Genomic DNA, 22,659 nt, shown 5'->3' with positions numbered 1-22,659 from the left:
CGCGCTGCTCAGGGATGAACGTGAATGGCGAAAATTGTCGATTGATCAGCCTGGCGTTGCTGTGCCCGTTGCACAGAGCGGACGATCCAGGCTGAGTGATTGGGAGTTGAGCCTTGAAAACAAAAACAATCCCGCCCCTTGGCGGTTGGCGTGTCTGGCTGTATGCCCTGGCACTGGTGCTGCTCGCAGCCGGACTGTTCCTGACCATTGGCGGCGCCGTGCTGGTGCAGCGTGGCGGCAGCCTTTACTTCTTGCTCGCAGGCCTGGTCATCACCGCCGCCGCGGTGCAGGTCGGCCGTGGTCGCAGCTCAGGCGCCTGGCTTTATCTTGCGGCGCTGGCCGGCACCGTGGTCTGGGCGCTGGCCGATGTGGGCCTCGACTTCTGGGGACTGATCTCGCGCCTGCTGGCGCTGGTGTTCCTGGGCGCCGTGGTGGCCTTCACCTTGCCGCTGCTGCGCCGCGCCCAAGGGCTGGCGCCCGCGCGTGCGCAAGGCGTGGCGATAGGCGGCGTGCTGCTGGTGCTGGGTGTGATCGGCTTTGGCGGCATGTTCGTCAAGCATCCCGAAGTCGTGGCCGCGGCGCCCGCTGCCAAGCAGGTGCCGGTGCAGCCCGGAGCAGAGCAGAAGGACTGGGCCCACTACGGCAATGACGCCGGCACGCAGCGCTTCGCCGCGCTCGACCAGATCAATGCCTCCAACGTCGGCCAGCTGGCCGTGGCCTGGACCTTCCAGCACGGCGACATTCCCCAGTCGACGGGCGCGGGCTCCGAAGACCAGCTCACTCCCATGCAGGTCGGCGACAAGCTGTTTGTCTGCACGCCGCACAACAACGTGATCGCGTTGGACGTCGACACCGGCAAGCAGCTGTGGCGCCGCGATTTCAACGCTTCCGTGGGCGGCGTCTGGGAACGCTGCCGCGGCCTGGCGTATTTCGACATCAACGCCGCGATTGCCGCGCCCACGGTGGCCGGCTCCAGCCCGGTGACGCCCGTGTCGCTGCCGGCTTCGGGCGGCTGCGAGCGCCGCGTGGTGATGAACACCATTGACGCGCGTCTGGTCGCGATCAACGCCGACAACGGCGAAATGTGCGCCGAGTTCGGCGACAAGGGCGAGGTCGACCTCAAGGCCGCAATGGGCAACATCGCCAACAAGGCGTTCTACACCATGACCTCCGCGCCCACGGTGGCCGGCACCGCCATCGTGGTCGGCGGCCGTGTCGCCGACAACGTCCAGGTCGACATGCCCGGCGGCGTGATGCGCGCCTTCGATGTGATCAGCGGCAAGATGCTGTGGCACTTCGATCCCGGCAGCGACAACCCCAACGCTCCTTTGAACGCCGAGCAGAACTTCCAGCGTTCCACGCCCAACGTCTGGGCCGGCATTTCCTACGACCCGACGATGAATGCCGTGTTCCTGCCCGTGGGCTCGGCTTCGGTCGACCTGTATGGCGCGACGCGCAGCGCGCTGGACCGCAAGTACGGCGCCTCGGTGCTGGCGCTGGACGCCGCGACCGGCAAGGAAAAGTGGGTCTACCAGACCGTGCACAACGACCTGTGGGACTTCGACGTTCCCATGGCGCCGTCGCTGATCGACTTCCCCAAGGCCGACGGCAGCAAGGTGCCGGCCGTGGTGGTCGCCACCAAGGCCGGTCAGATCTATGTGCTGGACCGCCTCACCGGCCAGCCGCTGACCGCCGTGGAAGAGCGTGAAGTCAAGCCCGGCCGCATCGCGGGCGAGCACTACTCGAAGACCCAGCCGTTCTCCGTGGGCATGCCGCAGATCGGCGCGCAGACGCTGACCGAGTCCGACATGTGGGGCGTGACGCCGTTTGACCAGCTGCTGTGCCGCATCGACTTCAAGGGCATGCGCTACGACGGCCTGTACACCGTGCCCGACACCGACAAGTCGCTGTCCTTCCCCGGTTCGCTGGGCGGCATGAACTGGGGCGGCCTGTCGAGCGACCCGAACAACAACCTGCTGTTCGTCAACGACATGCGTCTGGGCCTGTGGGTCACCATGGTCGAGCAGAAAAAGAACGACAAGCTGTCCGACGGCGGCGAAGCACCCAACGTCGGCATGGGCCAGGTGCCGCTGGGCGGCACGCCGTACTCGGTGATGAAGAACCGCTTCCTGTCGGCGCTGCAGATTCCTTGCCAGAAGCCGCCGTTCGGCACCATGACCGCCATCGACCTGAAGACGCAGAAGGTGGCGTGGCAGGTGCCGCTGGGCACGGTGCAGGACACCGGTCCTTTCGGCATCAAGATGCTGCTGCCCATGGAAGTCGGCATGCCCACGCTGGGTGGCTCGGTCGCCACGCAGGGCAACCTGGTGTTCTTTGCGGGCACCCAGGATTACTACCTGCGCGCGCTCGACACCGCCACCGGCAAGGAAGTCTGGAAGCAGCGCCTGCCCGTGGGCAGCCAGGGCACGCCCATGACCTACAAGTCGCCCAAGACCGGCAAGCAGTACGTGGTGATCTCGGCCGGCGGCGCACGCCAGTCGCCCGACCGCGGCGACTATGTGATTGCCTACGCCTTGCCCGACAAGAAGTGAACGCCGCCGGCTTGCCGGCACGCGCATGGAAAAAGGCCACCCCAGGGTGGCCTTTTTCGTGGGCGAATGCCGCGCTCCGGACTACTCTTCCAGCAGCGAGCGCAGCATCCAGGCCGTCTGCTCATGCACCGACAGGCGCTGGGTCAGCAGGTCGGCCGTGGGCTCGTCGGCGGCCTTGTCGGCAATCGGAAACAGGGCGCGCGCGGTGCGCGCCACGGCTTCGTGGCCGTTGACCAGAATGCGCACCATATCGAGCGCCGCCGGCGGCTTGATGGGCGCGTCGTCCAGCGAAGTGAGCTGGCCGTATTGCGCGTACGAGCCCGGCGCCACATGGCCCAGCGCGCGTATGCGTTCGGCAATCATGTCGGCGGCATTCCACAGCTCGGTGTACTGCTGCATGAACATCTGGTGCAGGCTGTTGAACATCGGGCCGGTCACGTTCCAGTGGAAATTGTGCGTGGTCAGGTACAGCGTGTAGTTGTCGGCCAGCAGGCGCGACAGGCCTTCGGCAATGGCCTGGCGGTCCTTGGCCGAGATGCCGATATTGATGGTATGGGCCTGGGCTGCGGGGATGACTACGGATTTCTTGGGCACTGCGGACTCCTTGGGGTTGAAACAAGCTGTGGTTGAAATCGCTGCTGCACGTTGTAGGGGCACTAGGCAGACTCTAGCGCGTAACGGCCAGGCTCGCCACCCGTCCATGGCGCGTTGTTCAAGGCGGCGGGCGCGCGCAGTTCGCGCGGGCCGGCACGGCGGGCGGCAGAAAGCGTATGCGCGTGCGCCGCACCAGTTCCTCGTAGCTGATGGGCGGCAGCGCCGTGGTGCCGGCGTCATTGGCCAGCCAGTGGGCCCAGCTCTTGCCGCTGCAGGGGTCGTAGACCAGCTTGAACAGATGGCTGGGCACCTGCACCTTGCCCGGGCCTATGGTGGGCGCGGGCGCGGCAAACACCGGTCCGGTGAAGACATAGACATCGGCCTGGGCGCGCAGCACATATTGGCGCGTGTGCTGCTCGATTTCCGACCAGGCACCGGCGTTGAAGGTCTGGTCCTGGGGCACCATGTTGGCCAGGCTGAAGCTTTGCGCCATGGCGTCGGGCGAGCCCATGTCGCCGGCCGGCGCCATGTGGCCGCGCGAATAGCCCGAATCGCGGTAGTCGGCCAGCTCCGCGCGCTCGCCGCGCGGCAGGCGCGCATCGGCAAAGAAGCGGTTGGCGCGCTTTTGTCCGCGCGCGGCGTTGATCAGCGCGCGATCCAGGTGTTCCACCACGAAGACCGGCGTCTTGGTCTCGCCGCTGTGCAGCACGGCAAAAGCGCTGTAGCACAGCTCGCGCAGCGCGGGCGCGCCCGGCACCACGGGAGGCTTGCGCGCAGGGAAGAACTGCGGGCATTCGGAGAACGCCGTATCGATGGGCGAGAGCTGCGGCACGGGCTGCAGCGCGCAGCCGGCGAGCAGTGCCAGCAGGCCGCTGGTGGCGTGCAGTTTCCAGCGCCCACGCGCCATGCCATGGCGTGTCTTCATTGCACCTCCTGCGTGAAGGGCGCGTGCATGACAAGGCGCATGTGTCTGGCATTGCCAAGGCCCCTGAATTTCCATCATAGGGGGACTATGTCTGCGCAAAGGGAAGAAACCATGGCCGGTTATCTGATGAAAAGCGCCGCATTTTTCGGCGCCTTGTGCCTGCTCGCGGCCTGCGCGCCCCAGCCCATACGGCCCGCGGGCCTGGTCAATCCCGCGACCAGCTACTGCCATGCGCGCGGCGGCAGGACGCTGCTGGGCTACACGGCCGAAGGCCGCGAAGGCCTGTGCTTTCTGCCCGATGGATCGCTGGTCGATGAGTGGCAGCTGTATCGCGCCGACCACCCCTGCAGATAGCGCGTTTACGGGGGGGCCGCGGCGGGCCCGGGAGCCGTGCGCCCGCCGAGGTCATGGCATGGCAGGCACAATGCCGTTCTGCGCCGGCCACCCCTGCTGGTTTGCTGTTTTGATTGAGTGCAATGAATACCAAGACTTTATATGCTGCCGCAGCCCCTTTCGAGGCGGCGCGGCAGCTGACCGGGCACGCGCCAGCGCACCCGGCATCCCGCCTGCATGGCCATGGCTTCACGGCCCGCGTCCAATGCGCCATAGAAGCCGGCTGGGCTGATTATCCCGGCGGCGAAGTGGAAAAGCTCCAGCAAAGGCTGGCCGCGGCCCTGGTGCCGCTGGACTATCGCCACCTGAACGAGCAACTGGCCGATCCCAGCGACATCAACATCGCGCGCTGGCTCGCCCGGCAGCTGGCCGACCCGGCGCTGGGCCAGATGGAAATCGGCGTCGACAGCACCGAGCGCCAGGGCGCGCTGCTTGACGCCGCAGGCCAGGCCCATGTCTGGCGCCGCTATGTGTTCCAGTCGGCGCACCGGCTGCCCAACGTGCCCGAAGGCCACAAGTGCGGGCGCATGCACGGCCATGGCTTCGAGGTCATTGTCCAGGCGCGCGCCGACGAAGGCGTCGATTACGACCGGCTCGACGCGGTCTGGGCGCCGCTGCAGCACGCCTTGCACTATGCCTGCCTCAACGAGCTTGCCGGGCTCGAGAACCCGACCAGCGAGATGATGTCCAGCTGGATCTGGCAGCGGCTGCAGGCGCAGCTGCCCTCGCTGTCGCTGGTCACGGTCTACGAGACCGCATCCTGCGGCGCGCGCTTCGACGGCCGGCAGTACCGCATCTGGAAGGACCTCACGCTCGACAGCGCGCGCCAGCTGCGGCGTGCGCCCGAAGGCAGCGTGCAGCGCCGCCTGCACGGCCACACCTATACGCTGCGCCTGCACCTGAGCGCGCCGCTGGACCAGATCATGGGCTGGACCGTGGACTTCGGCGACGTCAAGCAGCTGTTCAACCCCTTGTTCAAGGCGCTGGACCACAGGCCGCTGCACGAGATCGCCGGCCTCGAAGACTGCGATACCGCAACCCTGGCGCAGTGGATTCTGGCCCAGGCGCGCGCCGATCTGCCCCAGCTCGATGGCGTGGACCTGTTTGAAACCCGCGGCTGCGGCGCGCTGGTCGCGGCCCAAGGAGTGACGCCATGACCTATTCCGTCAAGGAAATCTTCTACACGCTGCAAGGCGAGGGCGGCCAGGCCGGGCGCGCGGCGGTGTTCTGCCGCTTTGCGGGCTGCAACCTCTGGACGGGCCGGGAAAAGGACCGCGCCAAGGCCATCTGCCAGTTCTGCGACACCGATTTCGTCGGCACCGACGGCGAGGGCGGCGGCAAGTTCGCCACGGCCCAGGCGCTGGCCGAGAAAGTGAAGTCGCTGTGGCCCGACTCGCCTTCGGGCAAGCCGCTGGTCGTCTGCACCGGCGGCGAGCCGCTGATGCAGCTGGACCAGGCGCTGGTCGATGCGCTGCATGCCTGCGGCTTCGAGATCGCGGTGGAGACCAACGGCACCCAGCCCGCGCCCCAGGGCCTGGACTGGATCTGCGTGAGCCCCAAGGCCGGCGCGCCGCTGGTGCTGAGCGCGGGCTCGGAGCTCAAGCTGGTCTTTCCCCAGCCCGGCGCCATGCCCGAGCAGTTTGCCGATCTGGCGTTCACCCACCATTTCCTGCAGCCCATGGACGGGCCCGACCAGCAGCGCAACACGCGCCTGGCCATCGACTACTGCATGGCCCACCCACAATGGCGGCTGTCGATACAGACCCACAAGGTGGTGGGCATCGCCTGAGCGGCAAGGCTGCAGCGAGCCCCTGCGGCGTTATTGCTCCTGGCGCTTGAACACGATCCAGGCACTCCAGAAAAGGCTGGAGAAAAACCGCAGCGGTTGGTCAAAGCCCGCGCCCTGCAGCAGCGACTCGACTTCGGCTTCCGAAGCCGGCGGCACCGCACCCTGGCGTATCTTGCCGAGCTTGGCCTCGACTTCCGCCTCGCTGGCACCCGCCAGGCGCCAGCGCTGCGCCCATGCGGCAAGAAACAGCGGCTGGGATTCATAGGCGCAGCGGTTGCAGGCCAGAATGAACGGCGCTCCGGGCGCGAGCCGGTCGGCGACGGCGCGCAGAATGTCCTTCTTGGCCTGCTGCTGCGGCAGGTGGTGCAGCACGCCGATCAGCGTCGCGGCATCGAAGGCGGCGCTCGCGGGCAGCGCGTCCAGCGTTCCCGCGAACGGCGTCACGCGCTCGCCCAGGCCGGCCCGGGCAATGCGCTCCATGGCGGTATCCAGCATGGTTTGCGCGGGATCGACGGCAACGAATTGCCAGGCAGGCTGCAGCTGCGCGGCGCTGATGATTTCCTGGCCCGTGCCGCCGGCGCCGCCCACCAGAATGCGCGCCTCGCCCGCGCCCAGGTGGGCCGACAGCAGGCAGGCCGCGAGCTCATGGCAGGCGTCGTAGCCGGCCAGCGCGATGCGGCTTTGGGTGGCGTACTCCTGGGCACGCGACTGATCGAACTTGGTGATGGATTCAGCGGCAGACATGCGGCTATCTTAGGCAGCTCCGATGCGCGCAAAAAGCCGTGGTCGGCGATTGGCGGCATCGCCGTTGCAGAAGCTCACTGCCGCTGATCGATGGGCACGAACGCCAGATCGTCGGGCCCGGTGTAGTGGGCGCTGGGGCGGATGATCTTGTTGTCCTGGCGCTGCTCGATCACATGCGCGGCCCAGCCGCTGGTGCGCGCGATCACGAACAGCGGCGTGAACATGGCCGTGGGCACGCCCATCATGTGATAGCTCACGGCGCTGAACCAGTCGAGGTTGGGGAACATGCGCTTGCTGTCCCACATCACGGCCTCGATGCGCTCGGCAATCGCATACATCCTGGTGCTGCCCGCCTGCAGCGACAGCTCTTCGGCAACGCGCTTGATGATGGTGTTGCGCGGGTCGCTGACGGTGTAGACCGGGTGGCCGAAGCCTATGACCACTTCCTTGGCATCGACGCGCCGGCGGATGTCGGCCTCGGCCTCGTCGGGGTTCGCATAGCGCTTCTGGATCTCGAAAGCGACTTCGTTGGCGCCGCCGTGCTTGGGGCCGCGCAGCGCGCCTATCGCGCCCGTGATCGCCGAGTGCATGTCGCTGCCCGTGCCCGCGACCACGCGCGCGGTGAAGGTCGAGGCGTTGAACTCGTGCTCGGCATAGAGATTGAGCGAAGTGTGCATCGCGCGCTCCCAGGCGGCGCTGGGCTTTTCGCCATGCAGCAGGTGCAGGAAATGCGCGCCTATCGAGTCGTCGTCGGTCTCGACATCGATGCGCTTGCCCTGGGTGCTCCAGTGGTACCAGTACAGCAGCATGGAGCCCAGGCAGGCCAGCAGCCGGTCGGCGATGTCGCGCGCGCCCGGCGTGTTGTGGTCATCCTTTTCGGGCAGCACGCAGCCCAGCGTCGACACGCCGGTGCGCATCACGTCCATGGGATGGGCATTCGCGGGCAGCTGCTCCAGCGCGTCCTTGACGCTGGCCGGCAGGCCGCGCATGGACTTGAGCCTGGCCTTGTAGGCCTTGAGTTCGGCGCGCGTGGGCAGCTTGCCGTGCACCAGCAGGTGGGCAATTTCCTCGAAAGTGCAGACTTCGGCGATATCGAGAATGTCATAGCCGCGGTAGTGCAGGTCGTTGCCGGTCTTGCCTACGGTGCACAGCGCGGTATTGCCCGCGGTGACGCCGGACAGCGCGACCGATTTCTTGGGCTTGGGGAGGTGGGGGGTGGCGAGGGCGAGTGTCATGTCAGGTCTCCTGGAATGCGGCTTGGGATTGGGTGGCGGGGGAAACGGTGGCGCTGCGCTGCAGGAAGTCCTGGGCAAAGCGCTGCAGCACGCCGCCGGCTTCGTAGATGGACAGTTCCTCGGCGGTGTCGAGCCGGCATTGCATGCGCACGTCGTGCTGGCGGCCGTCGCGCCGCGTGATGCGCAGCACCAGCGATGCGCTGGGCGCGGGCATGCCCAGCACGTCGTAGGTTTCCGTGCCGTCGAGCGCCAGCGTGTGGCGGTCGCAGCCCGCAAGGAATTGCAGCGGCAGCACGCCCATGCCGATGAGGTTGGTGCGGTGTATGCGTTCGAAGCTTTGGGCGGCGATGACTTCGACCCCTGCGAGCCGCACGCCCTTGGCCGCCCAGTCGCGCGACGAGCCCTGGCCGTAGTCGGCACCCGCAATGATGATCAGCGGCTGGCGGCGTGCCATATAGGTTTCTATGGCTTCCCACATGCGCAGCACCCGGCCTTCGGGCTCCAGCCGCGCCAGCGACCCCTGGCGCGTGCGGCCCTGGTCATCGACCACCATTTCATTGCGCAGCTGCGCATTGGCCAGCGTGGCCCGCTGGGCCGTGAGGTGGTCGCCGCGGTGCGTGGCGTAGGAGTTGAAATCCTCCTCGGGCAGGCCCATTGCGGCCAGGTACTCGCCCGCGGCCGAATCGCGAGTGATCGCGTTCGACGGCGACAGGTGATCGGTGGTGATGTTGTCGGGCAGCAGCGCCAGCGGCCGCATGCCGCGCAGCGAGCGTTCGCCGGCCAGCGCGCCTTCCCAGTAGGGCGGACGGCGGATATAGGTGCTCTGCGCGCGCCAGTTGTAGAGCGGCGCGACGCGGGCGGCGCCGATGGAGCGCAGGAACATGGGCGCATAGACCTGTTCGAATTGCGCGGGCTGGACCGCAGCCTGGACCACGGCGTCGATCTCGGCATCGTCGGGCCAGAGGTCGTGCAGGCGGATCTCGCGGCCGGCGTGCACGCCCAGCACATCGCGCTCTATGTCAAAGCGTATGCTGCCCGCGAGCGCATAGGCGACGACCAGCGGCGGCGAGGCGAGAAAGGCCTGGCGGGCCTGCGGGTGGATGCGGCCGTCGAAATTGCGGTTGCCCGACAGCACGGCCGTGGTGTGCAGCTGGCGCGCCTCGATTTCCTGCGCAATCTGCGGCGCGAGCGCGCCCGACATGCCGTTGCAGGTGGTGCAGGCAAAGCCGACGATGCCGAAGCCCAGCTGCTCGAGTTCGCGGTCCAGGCCCGCGGCCCGGAGATACAGCGCGACGGTGCGCGAGCCCGGTGCCAGCGACGACTTGACCCAGGGCTTGCGCGTCAGCCCGAGCCGGTTGGCATTGCGCGCCAGCAGTCCCGCGGCAATCACATTGCGCGGATTGCTGGTGTTGGTGCAGCTGGTGATCGCGGCAATGATCACCGCGCCGTCGGGCATCAGGCCGTCGGGCTGTGGCGACGCCGGCTCCTGTGCGATGCCGCGCGCCGCAAGCTCCGAGGTCGGCACGCGCGCATGCGGATTCGACGGCCCCGCAATGCAGCGCACCACGCCGGCCAGATCGAACTCCAGCACGCGGTCATACACCACCTGTTCCAGCGTCTCGGCCCACAGCCCCGCGTGGCGCGCATAGGTTTCGACCAGCGCGACCTGCGCTGCCGCGCGCCCCGTGAGGCGCAGATAGGCCAGGGTCTGCGCGTCGATGGCGAACATCGCGGCGGTCGCGCCGTACTCGGGCGCCATGTTGGAAATCGTCGCGCGGTCGCCCAGCGTGAGCCCGGCGACGCCGTCGCCGTGGAATTCGAGATAGCTGCCCACGACCTTGTGCGCGCGCAGGAACTCGGTCAGCGCGAGCACGATGTCGGTGGCGGTGATGCCCGGCTGGCGCGCGCCCGTGAGCCGCACGCCCACGATGTCGGGCACGCGCATCCACACGGCCCGGCCCAGCATCACGCTCTCGGCTTCCAGCCCGCCCACGCCCACGGCCAGCACGCCCAGCGCGTCGACATGGGGCGTGTGGCTGTCGGTGCCGACCAGCGTGTCGGGGAAGGCGACGCCGCCTTGCACCTGCACCACGGGGCTCATCCGCTCCAGATTGATCTGGTGCATGATGCCGTTGCCCGGCGGCACCACATCGACGTTCTCGAAGGCTTTCTGGCACCAGTCTATGAAGTGGAAGCGGTCGGCATTGCGCCGGTCTTCGATCGCGCGGTTGGTCGCAAACGCTTGCGGGTCGTCGCCGCCGCATTCGACGGCCAGCGAATGGTCGACGATCAGCTGCACCGGCACCACGGGGTTCACCTGCGCCGGGTCGCCGCCCTGCGCGGCGATCGCATCGCGCAGCCCGGCGAGATCGACCAGCGCGGTCTGGCCCAGGATGTCGTGGCACACGACGCGCGCCGGAAACCAGGGAAAGTCGCTGTCGCGCCGGCGTTCGATCATCTGTCGCAGGCCTTGGTCGCGCAGCGCGGGCGCGCAGCGGCGCAGCAGATTCTCGGCATGCACGCGCAGCGTATAGGGCAGGGCGGCCCAGGCGCCGGGGCGCAGCGCCTCGACGGCGGCGCGCGCGTCGAAGTATTCAAGCGCCGTGCCGGGCAGGGCGCGCAGAAAGTCGTTTTTCATGTTCGTCGTGGGCGTGATAGGCTTGCGAAGATTTGCAATTTACGCAAGACCTTGCACTGCGAACAGTCCTGAATTGGCGAATGTTTGCGAATCACAAACCGCTAATTTGCGAAGTTTGCGAATTTCTGGAGACCGACTTTCATGGCCAAGACTTTCATGGGCGTGCGCCTGCGCTCGCTGCGCGCCGAGCGCGGCATGACACAGCTGGCGCTGGCCCACGCGCTGGGGCTGTCGCCGAGCTACGTCAACCAGCTCGAGCAGGACCAGCGCCCGTTCACGGTGTCGGTGCTGCTCAAGATCCACCGCCTGCTGGGCGTGGACATCCAGCAGTTTTCCGAAGACGAGCAGGCGCGCGTGCTGGCCCAGCTGGGCGATGCGTTGGCCGCGCTGCCGGGCGCGCCGGCCGTGCCCCAGCCCGAGCTGCGCGAAGTCGCGGCCAAGCTGCCGCAACTGGCCCAGGCCATCCTGGCGCTGCACCGCCGCCACACCGAAGATGTGCAGCGCCTCGAAGCGCTGTCGGCCCGGCTGGGCGACAGCCGCGCCGAAGGCGAGGACTGGGCCGCGGCGCCGCTGCGCCAGATGCCGTTCGAGGAGGTGCGCGACTTCTTCTTTGCCCACCGCAATTACTTCGACGCGCTGGACCGCGCGGCCGAAGCCTGGGCGGGCGAAGCCGGCGCCCAGGGCGCGGCGCTGGTCGACTGGCTGGTGGCGCGGCTGCGCGCGCAGCACGCCGTGCAGGTACAGCGCAGCGCGCGCGCGGCCCAGGGCCCGCTGCGCAGCTACGATGCGGCCAGCCGCACCTTGTTTCTGTCGGCCGAGCTCGCGCCGGGACAGCAGGCATTCCAGATGGCAACGCAGCTGGCGCTGCTCGAAATGGCGCCGCTGATGGACGAATGCCTGGCGACCGGCAACTGGCAGGACCAGGCCACGCGCCGGCTGGCGCGCATAGGCCTGGCGCACTACGCCGCCGGCGCGCTGGTGCTGCCCTACGGCGAATTCCTGCAGGCCGCGCAGACGCTGCGCCACGACATCGACCGGCTTGCGCGCCAGTTCGGCGTGGGCTTCGAGACCGTATGCCACCGGCTTTCCACGCTGCAGCGCCCGGGCGCGCCGGGCGTGCCGTTCTTCTTCATCCGCGTCGACCGCGCGGGCAACATCTCCAAGCGGCAGTCGGCCACGCATTTCCACTTTTCCAAGACCGGCGGCACCTGCCCGCTGTGGAATGTCTACGAAGCCTTTGCCCAGCCGGGGCGCATCCTGCCCCAGCTCGCCAGCATGCCCGACGGACGCACCTACCTGTGGGTCGCGCGCAGCATCTCCCATGCGGGCGCGGGCTGGGGCACGCCGGGCAAGATGTTTTCCATAGGCCTGGGCTGCGATGTGCAGCACGCGGCGCGGCTGGTCTACTCGGAAGGCATGGATCTCAAGGGCGCGCATGTGGCCACGCCCATAGGCATGGGCTGCAAGGTCTGCGAACGCAGCGCCTGCCCGCAGCGCGCGTTTCCGTTCGTCGGCAAGCCGCTGCTGGTCAATGAGAACGCGCAGGGCTTTGTGCCTTATGCGGCGGTGCAGGGCCAGCCGGACTGAGCGCGGGCAAGCGCCGCTTGTGGACCGCCAGCCACAGCGCGGGTGAGCGGCGATTTTTCACGACTACAATGAGAATACTTCTCATCTGCGCTGGATTCCGTTCATGCCCATGCCGTTTGCCGCCGACCCGGTACACACGCTCTACGTCGACCACCACCGCTGGCTTCAGGCCTGGCTGCGACGCAAGCTGGGCGATGCACACCAGGCGGCGGATCTGGCGCATGACACGTTCGAGCGCGTCATCGTCGCCCGCCAGGCGCATGCGCTGCAGGAGCCCAGGGCCTATCTCACCACGCTGGCGCAGCGCGTGCTCTACAACTTCTGGCGCCGGCGCGAACTGGAGCAGGCCTGGCTGGACGCGCTGGCCTCGATGCCCGAAGAATGCGCCCCCTCACCTGAAGACTATCTGCTGGTGCGCGAGGCCATCGAGGCCATCGACGCCTGGCTGGACGGAATGCTGCCCAAGGTGCGCCAGGCTTTCCTGCTGCGCCGCATCGATGGACTCAAGTACGCCGAGATCGCCGCGGCCATGGCGGTGTCCGAAGCCAGCGTGGAGCGCTACATGAAACAGGCGCTGGTGCATTTGTGCAGCGCGCCGTTTGCGCCCGGAGACTGAGCGCGTGGACACCGTGATGGAGCAGGCCATCGACTGGATGGTGTGCCTGGATTCGGACCGCGCCACGGCCAGCGACCGCCAGCGGTTTGCGCAGTGGCTTGCGGCCTCGGGTGCGCATGCCAGCGCCTGGGAGCATCTGCAGGCGCGTCTGCAGGGCGCAGACGTGCAGCCCGCGATTGCGCAGTTGCGCGACGGCGGCCTGGCGGCACGCGCGGGCGTGCAGGCGCTGGCCGTGCCGCCTCCCACGGTTGCGCGCCGGCGCGCGCTGCATGGCGGCCTCGCGGCGGTGCTGCTCAGCGTAGGCGCGGGCTGGCTGCTGCACCGACAGACACCGCTGGGCACGCTGAGCGCCGACCTGCGCACCGGCACGGGCGAGCGCGGTCGCCACGCACTGCCCGATGGCAGCACGCTGACGCTCGATGCGCGTTCGGCGGTGGACATTCTCTTCAGCGACACGCAGCGACTGGTGCGTCTGCGCGCCGGCGCGGTCATTGTCGCCGTGGCGCCCTGGCAGGGCGCGGGCTGGCGGCCTTTCGTGGTGCAGAGTGCGCAAGGCAGTGTCCAGGCGCTGGGCACGCGCTACATGGTGCGCCAGGAAGAGGAGCGAACGCTGGTGCATGTGATGGAGCACAGCGTACGCATCACCACGCGCTCGGGCCGCCGGCACACGCTGGAAGAGGGCGCGACGGCATATTTCAGCGCCAGCGAAGTCACTCCCGTGGACGCATCGCTGATGGCACCCGCGGCCTGGGCAGGCGGCGTGCTCCAGGTGCGTGACCAGCCGCTGGGCGTGGTGATCGATGCCTTGCGTCCCTACCAGCCCGGGCTGATACGCGTGAGTGCGGCCGCGGCGCGGCTGCGCGTGTTTGGCCGGTTCTCGCTGGACAGGCCTGAGCGGGTGCTGCAGGACCTGGTCGATACCCAGCCGATCACGGTCGTGCGGTGGAGCGATTGGCTCACGCTGATCGACGTGCGGGCGCCGCACGCCTGAGCCGGGCCGGGCCGCAGCAGTTTTTTTCGCGCCTGGTGAGGACTTTTCGCGGGCTCATTGCACAAGGGGAATGAAGCAACGTTTTTCATTTCAACCAGGATTCGTTCAGACCATGGCCTCCTCCTGCCGGCGCGCATTCGCGTCTTTCGCATTTTCCCGTCCACCCCAGGCGCTGCGTCCCGCGGCCGCAGCCCTGCTGCTGCTGTGCGGCGCACCCGCCAGCGTCCTGGCCCAGCCGTCCCCGCCGGCGGCGGGCAGCGCGCTGCTTGTCTGGAACATTCCCGCCGGCGACCTGAGCGACACGCTGGCGCGGATTGCCGACCAGGGGCAGCGCAGCGTGGTCGCCAGCGCCAGCTTGCTGCAGGGCAGGCGCGCGCCGGAGATACGCGGCAGTTTCAGCGTGGAGCAGGCGGCGCAGCGCGCTCTGGCCGGCAGTGGCCTGGTACTGGCGCGCACCGGCAGCAACTCCATGACCGTGGTGGCCGGCGCCGTGCCGCATTCCCAGGCAGATGATGCGGCGGGTGCGGCGCTGGCCACCGTGACCGTGGCGGCCCTGGCCGAGCGCAGCGGCGCCACCGAAGGCACGGGCGCCTACATCGCGCGCACCTCCACGGTGGGCGCAAAAACGGAATTGACGCAACGCGAAGTCGCTCAGTCGGTTTCTGTCGTCACGCGCCAGCAGATGGACGACATGGGAATGACCACGCTGCCCGACGCGCTCAAGGCCATGCCTGGCGTGACGGCCTTCCAGGGCTCCATGCTTGCCGATCGCTTCCTGGCGCGCGGCTTTGAAGTGGGCAACGAAAACCTGCGTGTCGACGGCGCGTCGCCGATGTTTCGCGGTTTCTCGGTCGATCATGACCTGGCGTTCTACGACCATGTCGAAGTGCTGCGCGGGGCGGACGGTCTGTTTGGCGGCAATGGCGATCCCGGCGGAGTGATCAATCTGGTGCGCAAGAAGCCCACGCGTGAAAAGCAGGTCCAGGTACAGGCCCAACTGGGCAGCTGGAACTTCCGGCGCGCCGATCTCGACGTCAGCGGCCCGTTGAGCGAAGACGGCCGCATCCGTGGGCGCGGTGTGCTGGCGCACGAAGACAAGGATTTCTTTTTCGATGTCGCGCACAGCAAGCGCAGCATGGCCTATGGCGTGATCGAGGCGGATCTGACGCCCGAGACAACGGCGTTGCTCGGCGCGTCGTATATCCGGCGTGATTCGTCGTACCAGGGCTACGGCCTGCCCCGGGCGCGCACCGGGGAAGACCTGGGCCTGGCGCGCACGCTCTATCTCAGCGGCGCCGACGACCGCGCCGACAAGAACATCACCGGCCTGTTCGCCCACCTCACGCACCGTTTCAGCCCGGACTGGACGCTGGACGTTGATGCCAACCACGAGCGCGCCGACCAGGACCGCTTCGACCACTATTTCAACGGCGCTGCCGATGCGCTCACCGGCGTGGGCACGACGGGTGGCGCCAACTTTCAGAAAGAGCACTGGAGCAATGCGTCCCTTGACGCCGCGCTCAAAGGCCGGTTCAGCGCCTGGGGCCGGCAGCACGATGTGCTGGTCGGCGGCTCATGGTCCAGATTCAGCGTCGACGCGCTGCTGCAGCGCCCCGTGCCCTATGTGGCCACGCCGGTGCCCGACATCTACCGCTTCGACCCCGCTGCCTACCTGCGCCCCGCAGCGCTCACGCCCTGGAGCCGCCAGCCTTCGCGCTCGGACAATGCCGGCATCTACGGATCGCTGCGCCTGCATCTGAGCGAGCCGCTGCACGTCATTGCGGGCGGGCGCATAGGGCGCTACAAGTACGCGTTCGAGAACACGCTGCTCAACCCCAGCGGCACCGTGACCTCGAGCTCGATCACGCGCTACGAGGACAGCAGCGTCTTCACGCCTTATCTCGCCGCCACCTACGATCTGGATCGCACGTGGACGGCCTACGCCAGCATTGCCGAGACCTTCAAGTCGCAGGCCGACAAACGTGCCGGACCGGCGCCCGGTGCACCGCTGGACCCGGTGACTGGGCGCAACTACGAGCTGGGCCTCAAGGGCGCGCATTTCGACGGCCGCTTGCAGAGCGCGCTGGCGGTCTACCGCATTGACCGCGACGGCGCCGCGGTACGCGACCGCAGCTTTCCCGCCAGTACGTTGGACCTGGGCAGCAGCTGCTGCTTCCTGCCCACGGGCCGCATTGTCTCCAAGGGGCTGGACGCCGAGTTGACGGGCGAGCCCGTGCGCGGCCTGCAGCTTTCGCTGAGCTACAACTACAACGACAACCGCGACAGCAATTCAACCTCGGGCGGCCGCTTCAACGGCACCTCGCCCGCACATATGGCGAAGATTTTCGCCGCCTACCAGCTGCCCGGCCATTTCGGCAAGTGGAAGATTGGCGGCGGTGCGACGGTCCAAAGCAAGACCTTCATCGACGACTACGCCTACCTGCGCAACGCCGACGGCACGGTGAGCAGCCGCACCGGGGACTACCGCATCACGCAGGCCGGCTACACGGTCTACAGCGCTTTTGCCGAATACAGAATCGACAACCAGTGGACGGCCTCGCTGAACATCAACAACCTGTTTGACAAGACCTACTACAGCAGCATCGGCTATCTGGACTACGGCAGCTTCTATGGGGCGCCGCGCAGCGTGATGCTGGCACTGCGCGGGAAGTTCTGACGCGCGGACTGCTCAGAACACTCCCAGCCCCAGCCCCGCCGCCATGGCTTCGCCCAGCGCCCGGCATTGCTGCAGATCTTCCTGGGCAATGTGCTTGGGCGCGAGAATCGCCTCGGGCGTCTGCGCATGGGTGCAGACAATCAGCGGCTCGGCCACGGGCCTGAGCCGCCAGCCGGTGGCGATGCGCGCGATCTGGCGCGCGGCGTTGGAGCCGTCGCTGCCCGCGCAGATCAGGCTCGCATAGGGCCGGCCGTTGATGCGCTCGAGCGCGCCGTAGTAGCTGCGGTCGAAGAAATCCTTGAGCTGGCCGCTGATGGCCGCGAGGTTTTCGGGCGTGGCAAAGAGATAGCCGTCGGCCGCCAGTACATCGTCGGCGCCGGCCTCGCGCGCGTGCAGCAGGCGCACGGTCACGCTGCCTTCGGCGGCCGCGCCGTCATGCGCGGCCTGCGCCATCTGGCGTGTGCCGTCGGTGAGCGAGTGGTAGACGATGAGCAGGGTCTTGCGTGGCATGGCACCAGCATAGTGCCAATGCGGCCGCAGGGCCATTGAACGTATGGCGCTGCAGCGCAGCCCAAGGGGGAGTTGCCGGGACAGACCTTGCTCCACGTCAAGCAGCGATCGGGTGCGAAGGCATATGCTGGCAATTCAGCACAGCTCTCTTTCCTCTGTTCTTCAAGGAGATCCCATGGCCCAGATGATGAAAGCGGCGGTATTCGTCGAACCCGGTCGTATCGAAGTGGTGGACAAACCGATTCCCGATGTCGGGCCCAACGATGCGCTGATCAAGATCACCACGACCACGATCTGCGGCACGGACGTGCACATTCTCAAGGGCGAGTATCCGGTCGCCAAGGGTTTGACGGTAGGCCACGAACCCGTGGGCGTGATCGTCAAGCTCGGCAGCGCGGTGCGCGGCTACGAGGAAGGCCAGCGCGTGATTGCCGGCGCGATCTGCCCGGATTTCAACAGCTATGCGGCGCAGGATGGCGCGGCATCGCAGGACGGCAGCTACCTGGCCGCCAGCGGGCGCTGCGGCTGCCACGGCTACAAGCTCACCGCGGGCTGGCGCTTCGGCAATCTGATCGATGGCGCGCAGGCCGAGTACCTGCTGGTGCCGGATGCGCAGGGCAATCTGTCGCCGGTGCCGCAGGGGCTCAGCGACCGCCAGGTGCTGATGTGTCCCGACATCATGTCGACCGGCTTTGCGGGCGCGGAAAACGCCAACATCCGCATAGGCGATGTGGTGGTGGTGTTTGCGCAGGGCCCCATCGGCCTGTGCGCGACCGCGGGCGCGAAGCTGCGCGGGGCGAGCACCATCATTGCGGTCGATGGCAACGATCAGCGCCTGGGCGTGGCGCAACAGCTCGGTGCCGACATCACCTTGAATTTCAAGACCCAGGACGTGGTTGCCGAGGTGCTCAAGGCGACGGGCGGCAAAGGCGCCGACAGTGCGATCGAAGCGCTGGGCACGCAGCAGACGTTCGAGAGCGCGCTGCGCTGCATACGCCCCGGCGGCACGTTGTCGAGTCTGGGTGTGTATTCAACGGACCTGAGGATTCCGCTCGATGCCTTTGGTGCGGGCCTGGGTGACCACCGCATCAACACCGCGCTGTGCCCGGGCGGCAAGGAACGCATGCGCCGGCTGATGGCGGTGATCGCCAGCGGACGCATAGACCTGGGCCCGCTGGTGACCCATGAGTACGGGCTGGAGGACATCGCCGCGGCCTACGAGCTCTTCAGCCATCAGCGCGACGGGGTGCTGAAGATCGCGATCCGGCCCTGAGCGGCCGGATGCGCCTGTTCTCAGGCCTCAGGAAGGCATGGGCAGCGGATCGCCATTGAGCGCCCAGCTCACGCCGAAGCGGTCGGTGAGCATGCCAAATGTCTTGGCCCAGAACGAGGGCGCGAGCGGCATCGTGATCCGGCCGCCTTCGGCCAGCGCGGCGAAAGCGCGCTCGGCTTGTTCGACGGTGTCGTATTCCAGCGTCAGCATCACGCCCTTGATGCCCTCGAAAGGCATGCCGGGAGGCGTGTCGCCGGCAAACAGCAGCGCGCCGCCGGGCAGCACCAGGCTGGCATGCATGATGCCGTCGCCCGTGGGCGCGGGCTGCCCGCCGCAGCTCTCTGCGGCCGAGCCTGCCGGCGGCGTAGGCATGTCTGCGTAGCTCATCATCGCCTGGATCTGCGCGCCCAGCGCTTTTTCGTAGAAGGCGAAGGCTTCGCGCGTCGTGCCGTCGAAGCTCAGGTAGGGGGTCAGGGTGGTTGTCACACAAGTCTCCTTTGTGCCGACGTTGCAGGGCCGGTAGGGCCAGTGTATCCGCGCCGCTGCGCCGCCGTCCAATACATCGCCGACGCCGCACGACGCCAGGCCTGCCCAGCCTCATCTGCTTGCCGAGTGCCCGGTCGCGCATGAGGTGGTGCCGCAGGCAGCACGGCGCAGCATCGGGTATCCCCTGTACAGGCCTGCGTCCACTGTATTTACATTACGTTCGAAATGCAAAATGTAAATTCCATGAGCCCGCCCGCGATCGCGCCCCGACGCACCCAGGCGCAGCGCAGTGCCGCCACGCGCCAGCATTTGATCGACACCGCGATCGAAGTCATCGAGCGCCGCAGCCTGGAGGACGTCTCCATTCACGAGATCGCGCGCAGCGCGGGAATGACCTCGGGCGCGGTGCAGCACCACTTCGAGTCCAAGGCGGTGCTGATGATGAACATCCTGAGCGCGCTGCTGCAGGCGCAGCTGGATGCCGGCGCGCTGTGGCCCGCGGCCAGTCTGAGCGCGCGCGAGCGCGCGGCGCGCTTTGTCGACACCGCCTGGCGGTTGATCTACGCCCAGCCGCGCTTCATCGTCGCCTGGAACATCTATCTGGGCAGCCGCAGCCAGCCCGAAATCCTGCAGCATGTCGCGCGCCTGCGTGCGGAAATCGGCGCGCAGCTCGAGGCCGGATTCTTCGACGCGTTTCCCGAACTTCTGGCCACCCCGGACCGCCAGGCATTTCTGGGTCTGGTGTTTTCCGCGTTGCGTGGGCTGGGCCTGCTGCAACTGTTTCCCGCCGCGGCGCAGCCGCTGCCGCTGGGCCAGGCCGGCGCGCAGCTTGCCTGCCTCGCCGACCTGATCGCCGCGCGTTGCGAGAACGCGCGTTGAATTTTTTCCTCCATCTCAAGCCCATGAAATTTCCTGATTCAGCGCTGTCCCGCGCCTGCCTGCTTGCCGCTACCGGTCTGCTGTGCGCCGCGGGCGCATCGGCGCAGGCCTATCCCGCCAAGCCCATCCAGTTGATCGCGCAGCAGCCCCCGGGCAGTGCGTCGGATGCGATGACGCGCATCTGGGCCGATTGCGCGGCACATGAGCTGGGCCAGCCGGTGGTGGTGATGAACAAGCCCGGCGCGAACGGCGTGCTGGCAATCAACGGCCTCAAGGGCCAGCCAGCGGACGGCTACACGCTGATGAGCATAGGCATGTCGCAGATGAGCATCACGCCTTATACCTACCGCCAGCGCCCTTACGATCCCGGCAGCGACTTCGATGGCGTGGCCGTGCTCGGCACGTCGGCGCTGGTGCTGGCCGTGCCTGCGGGGGAGGGCCTCACGCGACTCGCGGATCTGCAGAAACTCGCCAAGGCCACGGCCGGCGGACTGAACTTCGGCTCGCCGGGCAAGGGCAGCCCTGCGCACCTGCTGACCACGGCGCTGCTCGACAAGCTGGGCGCGACCGGAACCCATGTGCCGTTCGTCGGTGAAGGCGCGGGCGTGACGGCGCTGATAGGCAAGCAGATCCAGGCAATGACGCTGGTGATAGGCACGGCCGCGGCCCAGGTCAAGGCCGGCAGGCTCAACGCCATCGCGGTGTTCGACACCCAGCGCTCGCCTTTGCTGCCCGATGTGCCCACGGTGGCCGAACTGCTGCCCGCGGCGGCCGATCTGGCGCGGCCGTCCTGGATCGCCATTGTCGCCAAGGCGGGCACGCCCGCGGCCGCGCTCGCGCGGCTGGGCGCGGCCACCGAGCAGTGCCGCGCCAATGCCCAGTACAAGTCGCGGCTAGAGGCCATGAGCGTGGTGCTCACGCCGTCGACGCCGGCCGATGTGCGCGCCTGGGCGGCGCGCGACGCCGCAGTCTGGCGCCCATTGATCGACCGGCTGGGCCTGGCGTCGGAATGAGCGCCGAAGCGAGTGCTGCAACCGGCGCCAGTCGCGCCGCGCCCGAAGTCGTGCTGCCCCATGGCGGGCGGCTGCGCGGAGTCTGGGACGGCGAACTGCGCGTGTTCAAGGGCCTGCGCTATGCGCGCCCGCCCGTGGACAGCCTGCGTTTCGAGCCGCCCCAGGCCGAGCCGCCGTGGCAGGGCCTGCGCGAGGCCGCGGAGTTCGGACCGGTGGCGCCGCAGTGGCCGCGCAGCGGCGCGCGCCAGCTTGGCGACCCGGACTGCCTGCGGCTCAATGTCTGGGCGCCACCGGTGGAGGCGGGCCAGCGCCTTCCGGTCATGGTCTGGGTGCATGGCGGCGGATTTTTTCGCGGCAGCGCCAGCGATGCGCTCTACGACGGCGCCTCGTTCGCGCGCCAGGGCCTGGTGTTCGTGTCCATCCAGTACCGGCTGGGCGTCGACGGCTTTGCATATCTGCCCGGAGCGCCGGCGAACCGCGGCCTGCTGGACCAGATCGCGGCCTTGCGCTGGGTGCAGGATTGCATAGGCGCCTGGGGCGGCGATGCGCAGCAGGTCACGGTGTTCGGCCAATCCGCGGGCGCGGGCGCGCTTGCCTGTCTGATGGGCATGGCGCAAAGCCGCGGACTGTTCCAGCGCGCCATACTGCAAAGCCCCAGCGTGGCCTGCCAGACGCGCGCCGAAGCCGAGACCGCGTTGCAGGCGATTGCGGCGCTCGCCGGCGTGCCGGCCACGCGCGCTGCGTTCGCCGCCGCGCCGCTCGAGCCGCTGCTGCAGGCCGTGCACCGGCTCGCGGCCGATCCTGCGCTGCGGCGCGCGCATGGCATGGGCAGCCGCCAGTTCTTTCCGCTGCGCCCGGTCATCGACGGCGAATGCCTGCGCGCCGAGCCGCTGGCGGCGCTGGCCCAGGCCTGGGCCGCGCAGCCGTCCGCGCTGCAACTGCTGGTCGGCCACAACGCCGAGGAAATGCGGCTCTACCATGTGCCGGGCAACGGGCTGGCGCGCATAGGCCAGGCCGATCTGCAGGATTTCAGCGCGGCCACGGGCCTTGCGCCCGATGCCGCCGCCGGCAGCCCGGGCGAGCAGCTGTGCCGGATGCAGTCGCATTATTACTATGCCGAGCCCGCGCGGCGTCTGGCGGAACTCGCGGGCCTTGCAGCGCGCTCGTCGCACCGCTATGTGTTCGGCTGGCGCTCGCCCCAGTGGGCGGGGCAGCTCGGCGCGGCGCATGGGGTGGAGCTGCCGTTCGTGTTCAACAACCTCGCCGCTGCCACGGCGCAGGAACTCGCTGGCCGGGCTGCGCCCGCGCCGCTCGCCCAGCGCATGCATGGCGCCTGGGCGCGTTTCGCGCTCACGGGCGAGCCCGGCTGGCCGCCCCATGCGGAGGCTGCGCCCTGGACCGAACGCATCGACGGATCCGTGGCTGGCGCTTGAGCGGGGTGTTGAGCATTGAGTGAGTGGGCGAGTGGTGCGGGGCTGTAACAAAATTTAGTGCCGTGCTTCCTCAAGTCGGTTGCAGGCTTTCCGAAAAAGTGTCGAGTCTCTTTTTTGGCCGCCTTCCAACCTCGCGCACTGCCGCCCCTCGTATGCTTCAGACCCTTCGCTCAAAGATTCTCGCCATCAGCACCGCCACCGTCGTGGGCGCGCTCGCGATCACCGGTGGCGCGACCTACACCATCACGCGTGCCAGCACCTTCCAGACGCTGGAGCAGGACCTCGACGCGATCACCGCGGGCAACACCATGGCGATCGACCAGT

General features: G+C 68.0%; 19 protein-coding genes. 12 read left to right on the top strand and 7 right to left on the bottom strand.

Features of this window, described 5'->3' with window-relative positions; genetic code table 11:
• Positions 1–113 precede the first annotated feature (113 nt).
• Positions 114–2,552, top strand: coding sequence for a membrane-bound PQQ-dependent dehydrogenase, glucose/quinate/shikimate family (locus RR928_RS05075; RefSeq protein ID WP_332681660.1), 2,439 nt, complete (start codon positions 114–116; stop codon positions 2,550–2,552).
• 81 nt (positions 2,553–2,633) lie between these two features.
• On the opposite strand, the gene RR928_RS05070 is transcribed toward RR928_RS05075, so the two are convergent.
• Both RR928_RS05070 and RR928_RS05065 read right to left on the bottom strand, forming a co-directional pair.
• A complete protein-coding gene (locus RR928_RS05070) occupies positions 2,634–3,146 on the bottom strand; it encodes a Dps family protein (protein ID WP_332537417.1) in 513 nt (170 codons plus the stop codon).
• Positions 3,147–3,264: 118 nt separating this feature from the next.
• Positions 3,265–4,071, bottom strand: coding sequence for a DNA/RNA non-specific endonuclease (locus tag RR928_RS05065; protein WP_332681658.1), 807 nt, complete (start codon positions 4,069–4,071; stop codon positions 3,265–3,267).
• A gap of 111 nt (positions 4,072–4,182) precedes the next feature.
• Here RR928_RS05065 and RR928_RS05060 point away from each other — a divergent pair, with 111 nt between their 5' ends.
• The 3 genes from RR928_RS05060 to queE all read left to right on the top strand — a co-directional run bounded on the left by RR928_RS05060 (position 4,183) and on the right by queE (position 6,253).
• Positions 4,183–4,425, top strand: coding sequence for a putative hemolysin (locus RR928_RS05060; protein WP_332537421.1), 243 nt, complete (start codon positions 4,183–4,185; stop codon positions 4,423–4,425).
• A gap of 122 nt (positions 4,426–4,547) precedes the next feature.
• The gene (locus RR928_RS05055) at positions 4,548–5,621 is read left to right on the top strand and encodes a 6-carboxytetrahydropterin synthase (protein WP_332549786.1); all 1,074 of its coding nucleotides are present in this window, start codon (positions 4,548–4,550) and stop codon (positions 5,619–5,621) included.
• Positions 5,618–6,253 carry a 7-carboxy-7-deazaguanine synthase gene (queE, locus tag RR928_RS05050; protein ID WP_332537423.1) on the top strand — a complete coding sequence of 212 codons (636 nt, stop codon included), beginning with the start codon at positions 5,618–5,620 and terminating at the stop codon, positions 6,251–6,253. The genes RR928_RS05055 and queE overlap by 4 nt, the downstream gene beginning before the upstream one ends.
• Positions 6,254–6,283: 30 nt before the next feature.
• On the opposite strand, the gene RR928_RS05045 is transcribed toward queE, so the two are convergent.
• The 3 genes from RR928_RS05045 to acnD all read right to left on the bottom strand — a co-directional run bounded on the left by RR928_RS05045 (position 6,284) and on the right by acnD (position 10,870).
• Positions 6,284–6,997, bottom strand: coding sequence for a class I SAM-dependent methyltransferase (locus RR928_RS05045; RefSeq protein ID WP_332537425.1), 714 nt, complete (start codon positions 6,995–6,997; stop codon positions 6,284–6,286).
• 74 nt (positions 6,998–7,071) lie between these two features.
• The gene (gene prpC / locus RR928_RS05040) at positions 7,072–8,232 is read right to left on the bottom strand and encodes a bifunctional 2-methylcitrate synthase/citrate synthase (protein WP_332537427.1); all 1,161 of its coding nucleotides are present in this window, start codon (positions 8,230–8,232) and stop codon (positions 7,072–7,074) included.
• A 1-nt stretch (position 8,233) separates the two neighbouring features.
• Positions 8,234–10,870, bottom strand: coding sequence for a Fe/S-dependent 2-methylisocitrate dehydratase AcnD (gene acnD, locus RR928_RS05035; RefSeq protein ID WP_332681655.1), 2,637 nt, complete (start codon positions 10,868–10,870; stop codon positions 8,234–8,236).
• A gap of 141 nt (positions 10,871–11,011) precedes the next feature.
• Between acnD and RR928_RS05030 the strand changes: the two genes are divergently transcribed.
• The 4 genes from RR928_RS05030 to RR928_RS05015 all read left to right on the top strand — a co-directional run bounded on the left by RR928_RS05030 (position 11,012) and on the right by RR928_RS05015 (position 16,741).
• Positions 11,012–12,457 (top strand): short-chain fatty acyl-CoA regulator family protein, encoded by a 1,446-nt coding sequence (locus tag RR928_RS05030; RefSeq protein ID WP_332681653.1) that lies wholly within the window; start codon positions 11,012–11,014, stop codon positions 12,455–12,457.
• A gap of 103 nt (positions 12,458–12,560) precedes the next feature.
• Positions 12,561–13,073 carry a sigma-70 family RNA polymerase sigma factor gene (locus tag RR928_RS05025; RefSeq protein WP_332537432.1) on the top strand — a complete coding sequence of 171 codons (513 nt, stop codon included), beginning with the start codon at positions 12,561–12,563 and terminating at the stop codon, positions 13,071–13,073.
• 4 nt (positions 13,074–13,077) lie between these two features.
• The gene (locus tag RR928_RS05020) at positions 13,078–14,064 is read left to right on the top strand and encodes a FecR domain-containing protein (RefSeq protein WP_332537434.1); all 987 of its coding nucleotides are present in this window, start codon (positions 13,078–13,080) and stop codon (positions 14,062–14,064) included.
• 112 nt (positions 14,065–14,176) lie between these two features.
• The gene (locus RR928_RS05015) at positions 14,177–16,741 is read left to right on the top strand and encodes a TonB-dependent siderophore receptor (RefSeq protein ID WP_332549760.1); all 2,565 of its coding nucleotides are present in this window, start codon (positions 14,177–14,179) and stop codon (positions 16,739–16,741) included.
• 12 nt (positions 16,742–16,753) lie between these two features.
• On the opposite strand, the gene RR928_RS05010 is transcribed toward RR928_RS05015, so the two are convergent.
• The gene (locus tag RR928_RS05010) at positions 16,754–17,251 is read right to left on the bottom strand and encodes a flavodoxin family protein (protein WP_332549759.1); all 498 of its coding nucleotides are present in this window, start codon (positions 17,249–17,251) and stop codon (positions 16,754–16,756) included.
• Between the two features lie 175 nt (positions 17,252–17,426).
• Between RR928_RS05010 and RR928_RS05005 the strand changes: the two genes are divergently transcribed.
• Entirely contained in the window at positions 17,427–18,524 is a 1,098-nt protein-coding gene (locus tag RR928_RS05005; protein WP_332537439.1) for an NAD(P)-dependent alcohol dehydrogenase, read from the top strand.
• A 27-nt stretch (positions 18,525–18,551) separates the two neighbouring features.
• Here RR928_RS05005 and RR928_RS05000 read toward each other — a convergent pair whose 3' ends face one another.
• Positions 18,552–19,010 (bottom strand): VOC family protein, encoded by a 459-nt coding sequence (locus RR928_RS05000; protein WP_332537440.1) that lies wholly within the window; start codon positions 19,008–19,010, stop codon positions 18,552–18,554.
• Between the two features lie 243 nt (positions 19,011–19,253).
• On the opposite strand from RR928_RS05000, the gene RR928_RS04995 reads away from it, so the two are divergent.
• From RR928_RS04995 to RR928_RS04985, 3 genes are read left to right on the top strand one after another with little or no spacing between them, the layout of a single operon-like run.
• A complete protein-coding gene (locus RR928_RS04995) occupies positions 19,254–19,889 on the top strand; it encodes a TetR/AcrR family transcriptional regulator (protein ID WP_332537441.1) in 636 nt (211 codons plus the stop codon).
• A 23-nt stretch (positions 19,890–19,912) separates the two neighbouring features.
• Positions 19,913–20,902: a Bug family tripartite tricarboxylate transporter substrate binding protein gene (locus tag RR928_RS04990; protein WP_332537443.1), complete on the top strand. Its 990-nt coding sequence runs from the start codon at positions 19,913–19,915 to the stop codon at positions 20,900–20,902.
• Positions 20,899–22,335: a carboxylesterase/lipase family protein gene (locus RR928_RS04985; protein ID WP_332681649.1), complete on the top strand. Its 1,437-nt coding sequence runs from the start codon at positions 20,899–20,901 to the stop codon at positions 22,333–22,335. The genes RR928_RS04990 and RR928_RS04985 overlap by 4 nt, the downstream gene beginning before the upstream one ends.
• Positions 22,336–22,659 lie beyond the last annotated feature (324 nt).

This window comes from Comamonas sp. (genome assembly GCF_036666375.1).
Classification (GTDB): Bacteria; Pseudomonadota; Gammaproteobacteria; order Burkholderiales; family Burkholderiaceae_C; genus Comamonas.
Note: the sequence above shows the minus strand (reverse complement) of the source record. Positions and strands in the feature narration are given on the sequence as shown.

What these genes read in the sequence shown, in the direction of transcription:
- RR928_RS04985 (WP_332681649.1), top strand. Translation starts at nt 20,899, where the DNA reads ATGAGCGCCGAAGCGAGTGCTGCAACCGGCGCCAGTCGCGCCGCGCCC.
- RR928_RS05065 (WP_332681658.1), bottom strand. Translation starts at nt 4,071, where the DNA reads ATGAAGACACGCCATGGCATGGCGCGTGGGCGCTGGAAACTGCACGCC.
- RR928_RS05060 (WP_332537421.1), top strand. Translation starts at nt 4,183, where the DNA reads ATGGCCGGTTATCTGATGAAAAGCGCCGCATTTTTCGGCGCCTTGTGC.
- RR928_RS05025 (WP_332537432.1), top strand. Translation starts at nt 12,561, where the DNA reads ATGCCCATGCCGTTTGCCGCCGACCCGGTACACACGCTCTACGTCGAC.
- RR928_RS05030 (WP_332681653.1), top strand. Translation starts at nt 11,012, where the DNA reads ATGGCCAAGACTTTCATGGGCGTGCGCCTGCGCTCGCTGCGCGCCGAG.
- prpC (WP_332537427.1), bottom strand. Translation starts at nt 8,232, where the DNA reads ATGACACTCGCCCTCGCCACCCCCCACCTCCCCAAGCCCAAGAAATCG.
- RR928_RS05010 (WP_332549759.1), bottom strand. Translation starts at nt 17,251, where the DNA reads ATGCCACGCAAGACCCTGCTCATCGTCTACCACTCGCTCACCGACGGC.
- acnD (WP_332681655.1), bottom strand. Translation starts at nt 10,870, where the DNA reads ATGAAAAACGACTTTCTGCGCGCCCTGCCCGGCACGGCGCTTGAATAC.
- queE (WP_332537423.1), top strand. Translation starts at nt 5,618, where the DNA reads ATGACCTATTCCGTCAAGGAAATCTTCTACACGCTGCAAGGCGAGGGC.
- RR928_RS05015 (WP_332549760.1), top strand. Translation starts at nt 14,177, where the DNA reads ATGGCCTCCTCCTGCCGGCGCGCATTCGCGTCTTTCGCATTTTCCCGT.
- RR928_RS05055 (WP_332549786.1), top strand. Translation starts at nt 4,548, where the DNA reads ATGAATACCAAGACTTTATATGCTGCCGCAGCCCCTTTCGAGGCGGCG.
- RR928_RS05005 (WP_332537439.1), top strand. Translation starts at nt 17,427, where the DNA reads ATGGCCCAGATGATGAAAGCGGCGGTATTCGTCGAACCCGGTCGTATC.
- RR928_RS04995 (WP_332537441.1), top strand. Translation starts at nt 19,254, where the DNA reads ATGAGCCCGCCCGCGATCGCGCCCCGACGCACCCAGGCGCAGCGCAGT.
- RR928_RS05045 (WP_332537425.1), bottom strand. Translation starts at nt 6,997, where the DNA reads ATGTCTGCCGCTGAATCCATCACCAAGTTCGATCAGTCGCGTGCCCAG.
- RR928_RS04990 (WP_332537443.1), top strand. Translation starts at nt 19,913, where the DNA reads ATGAAATTTCCTGATTCAGCGCTGTCCCGCGCCTGCCTGCTTGCCGCT.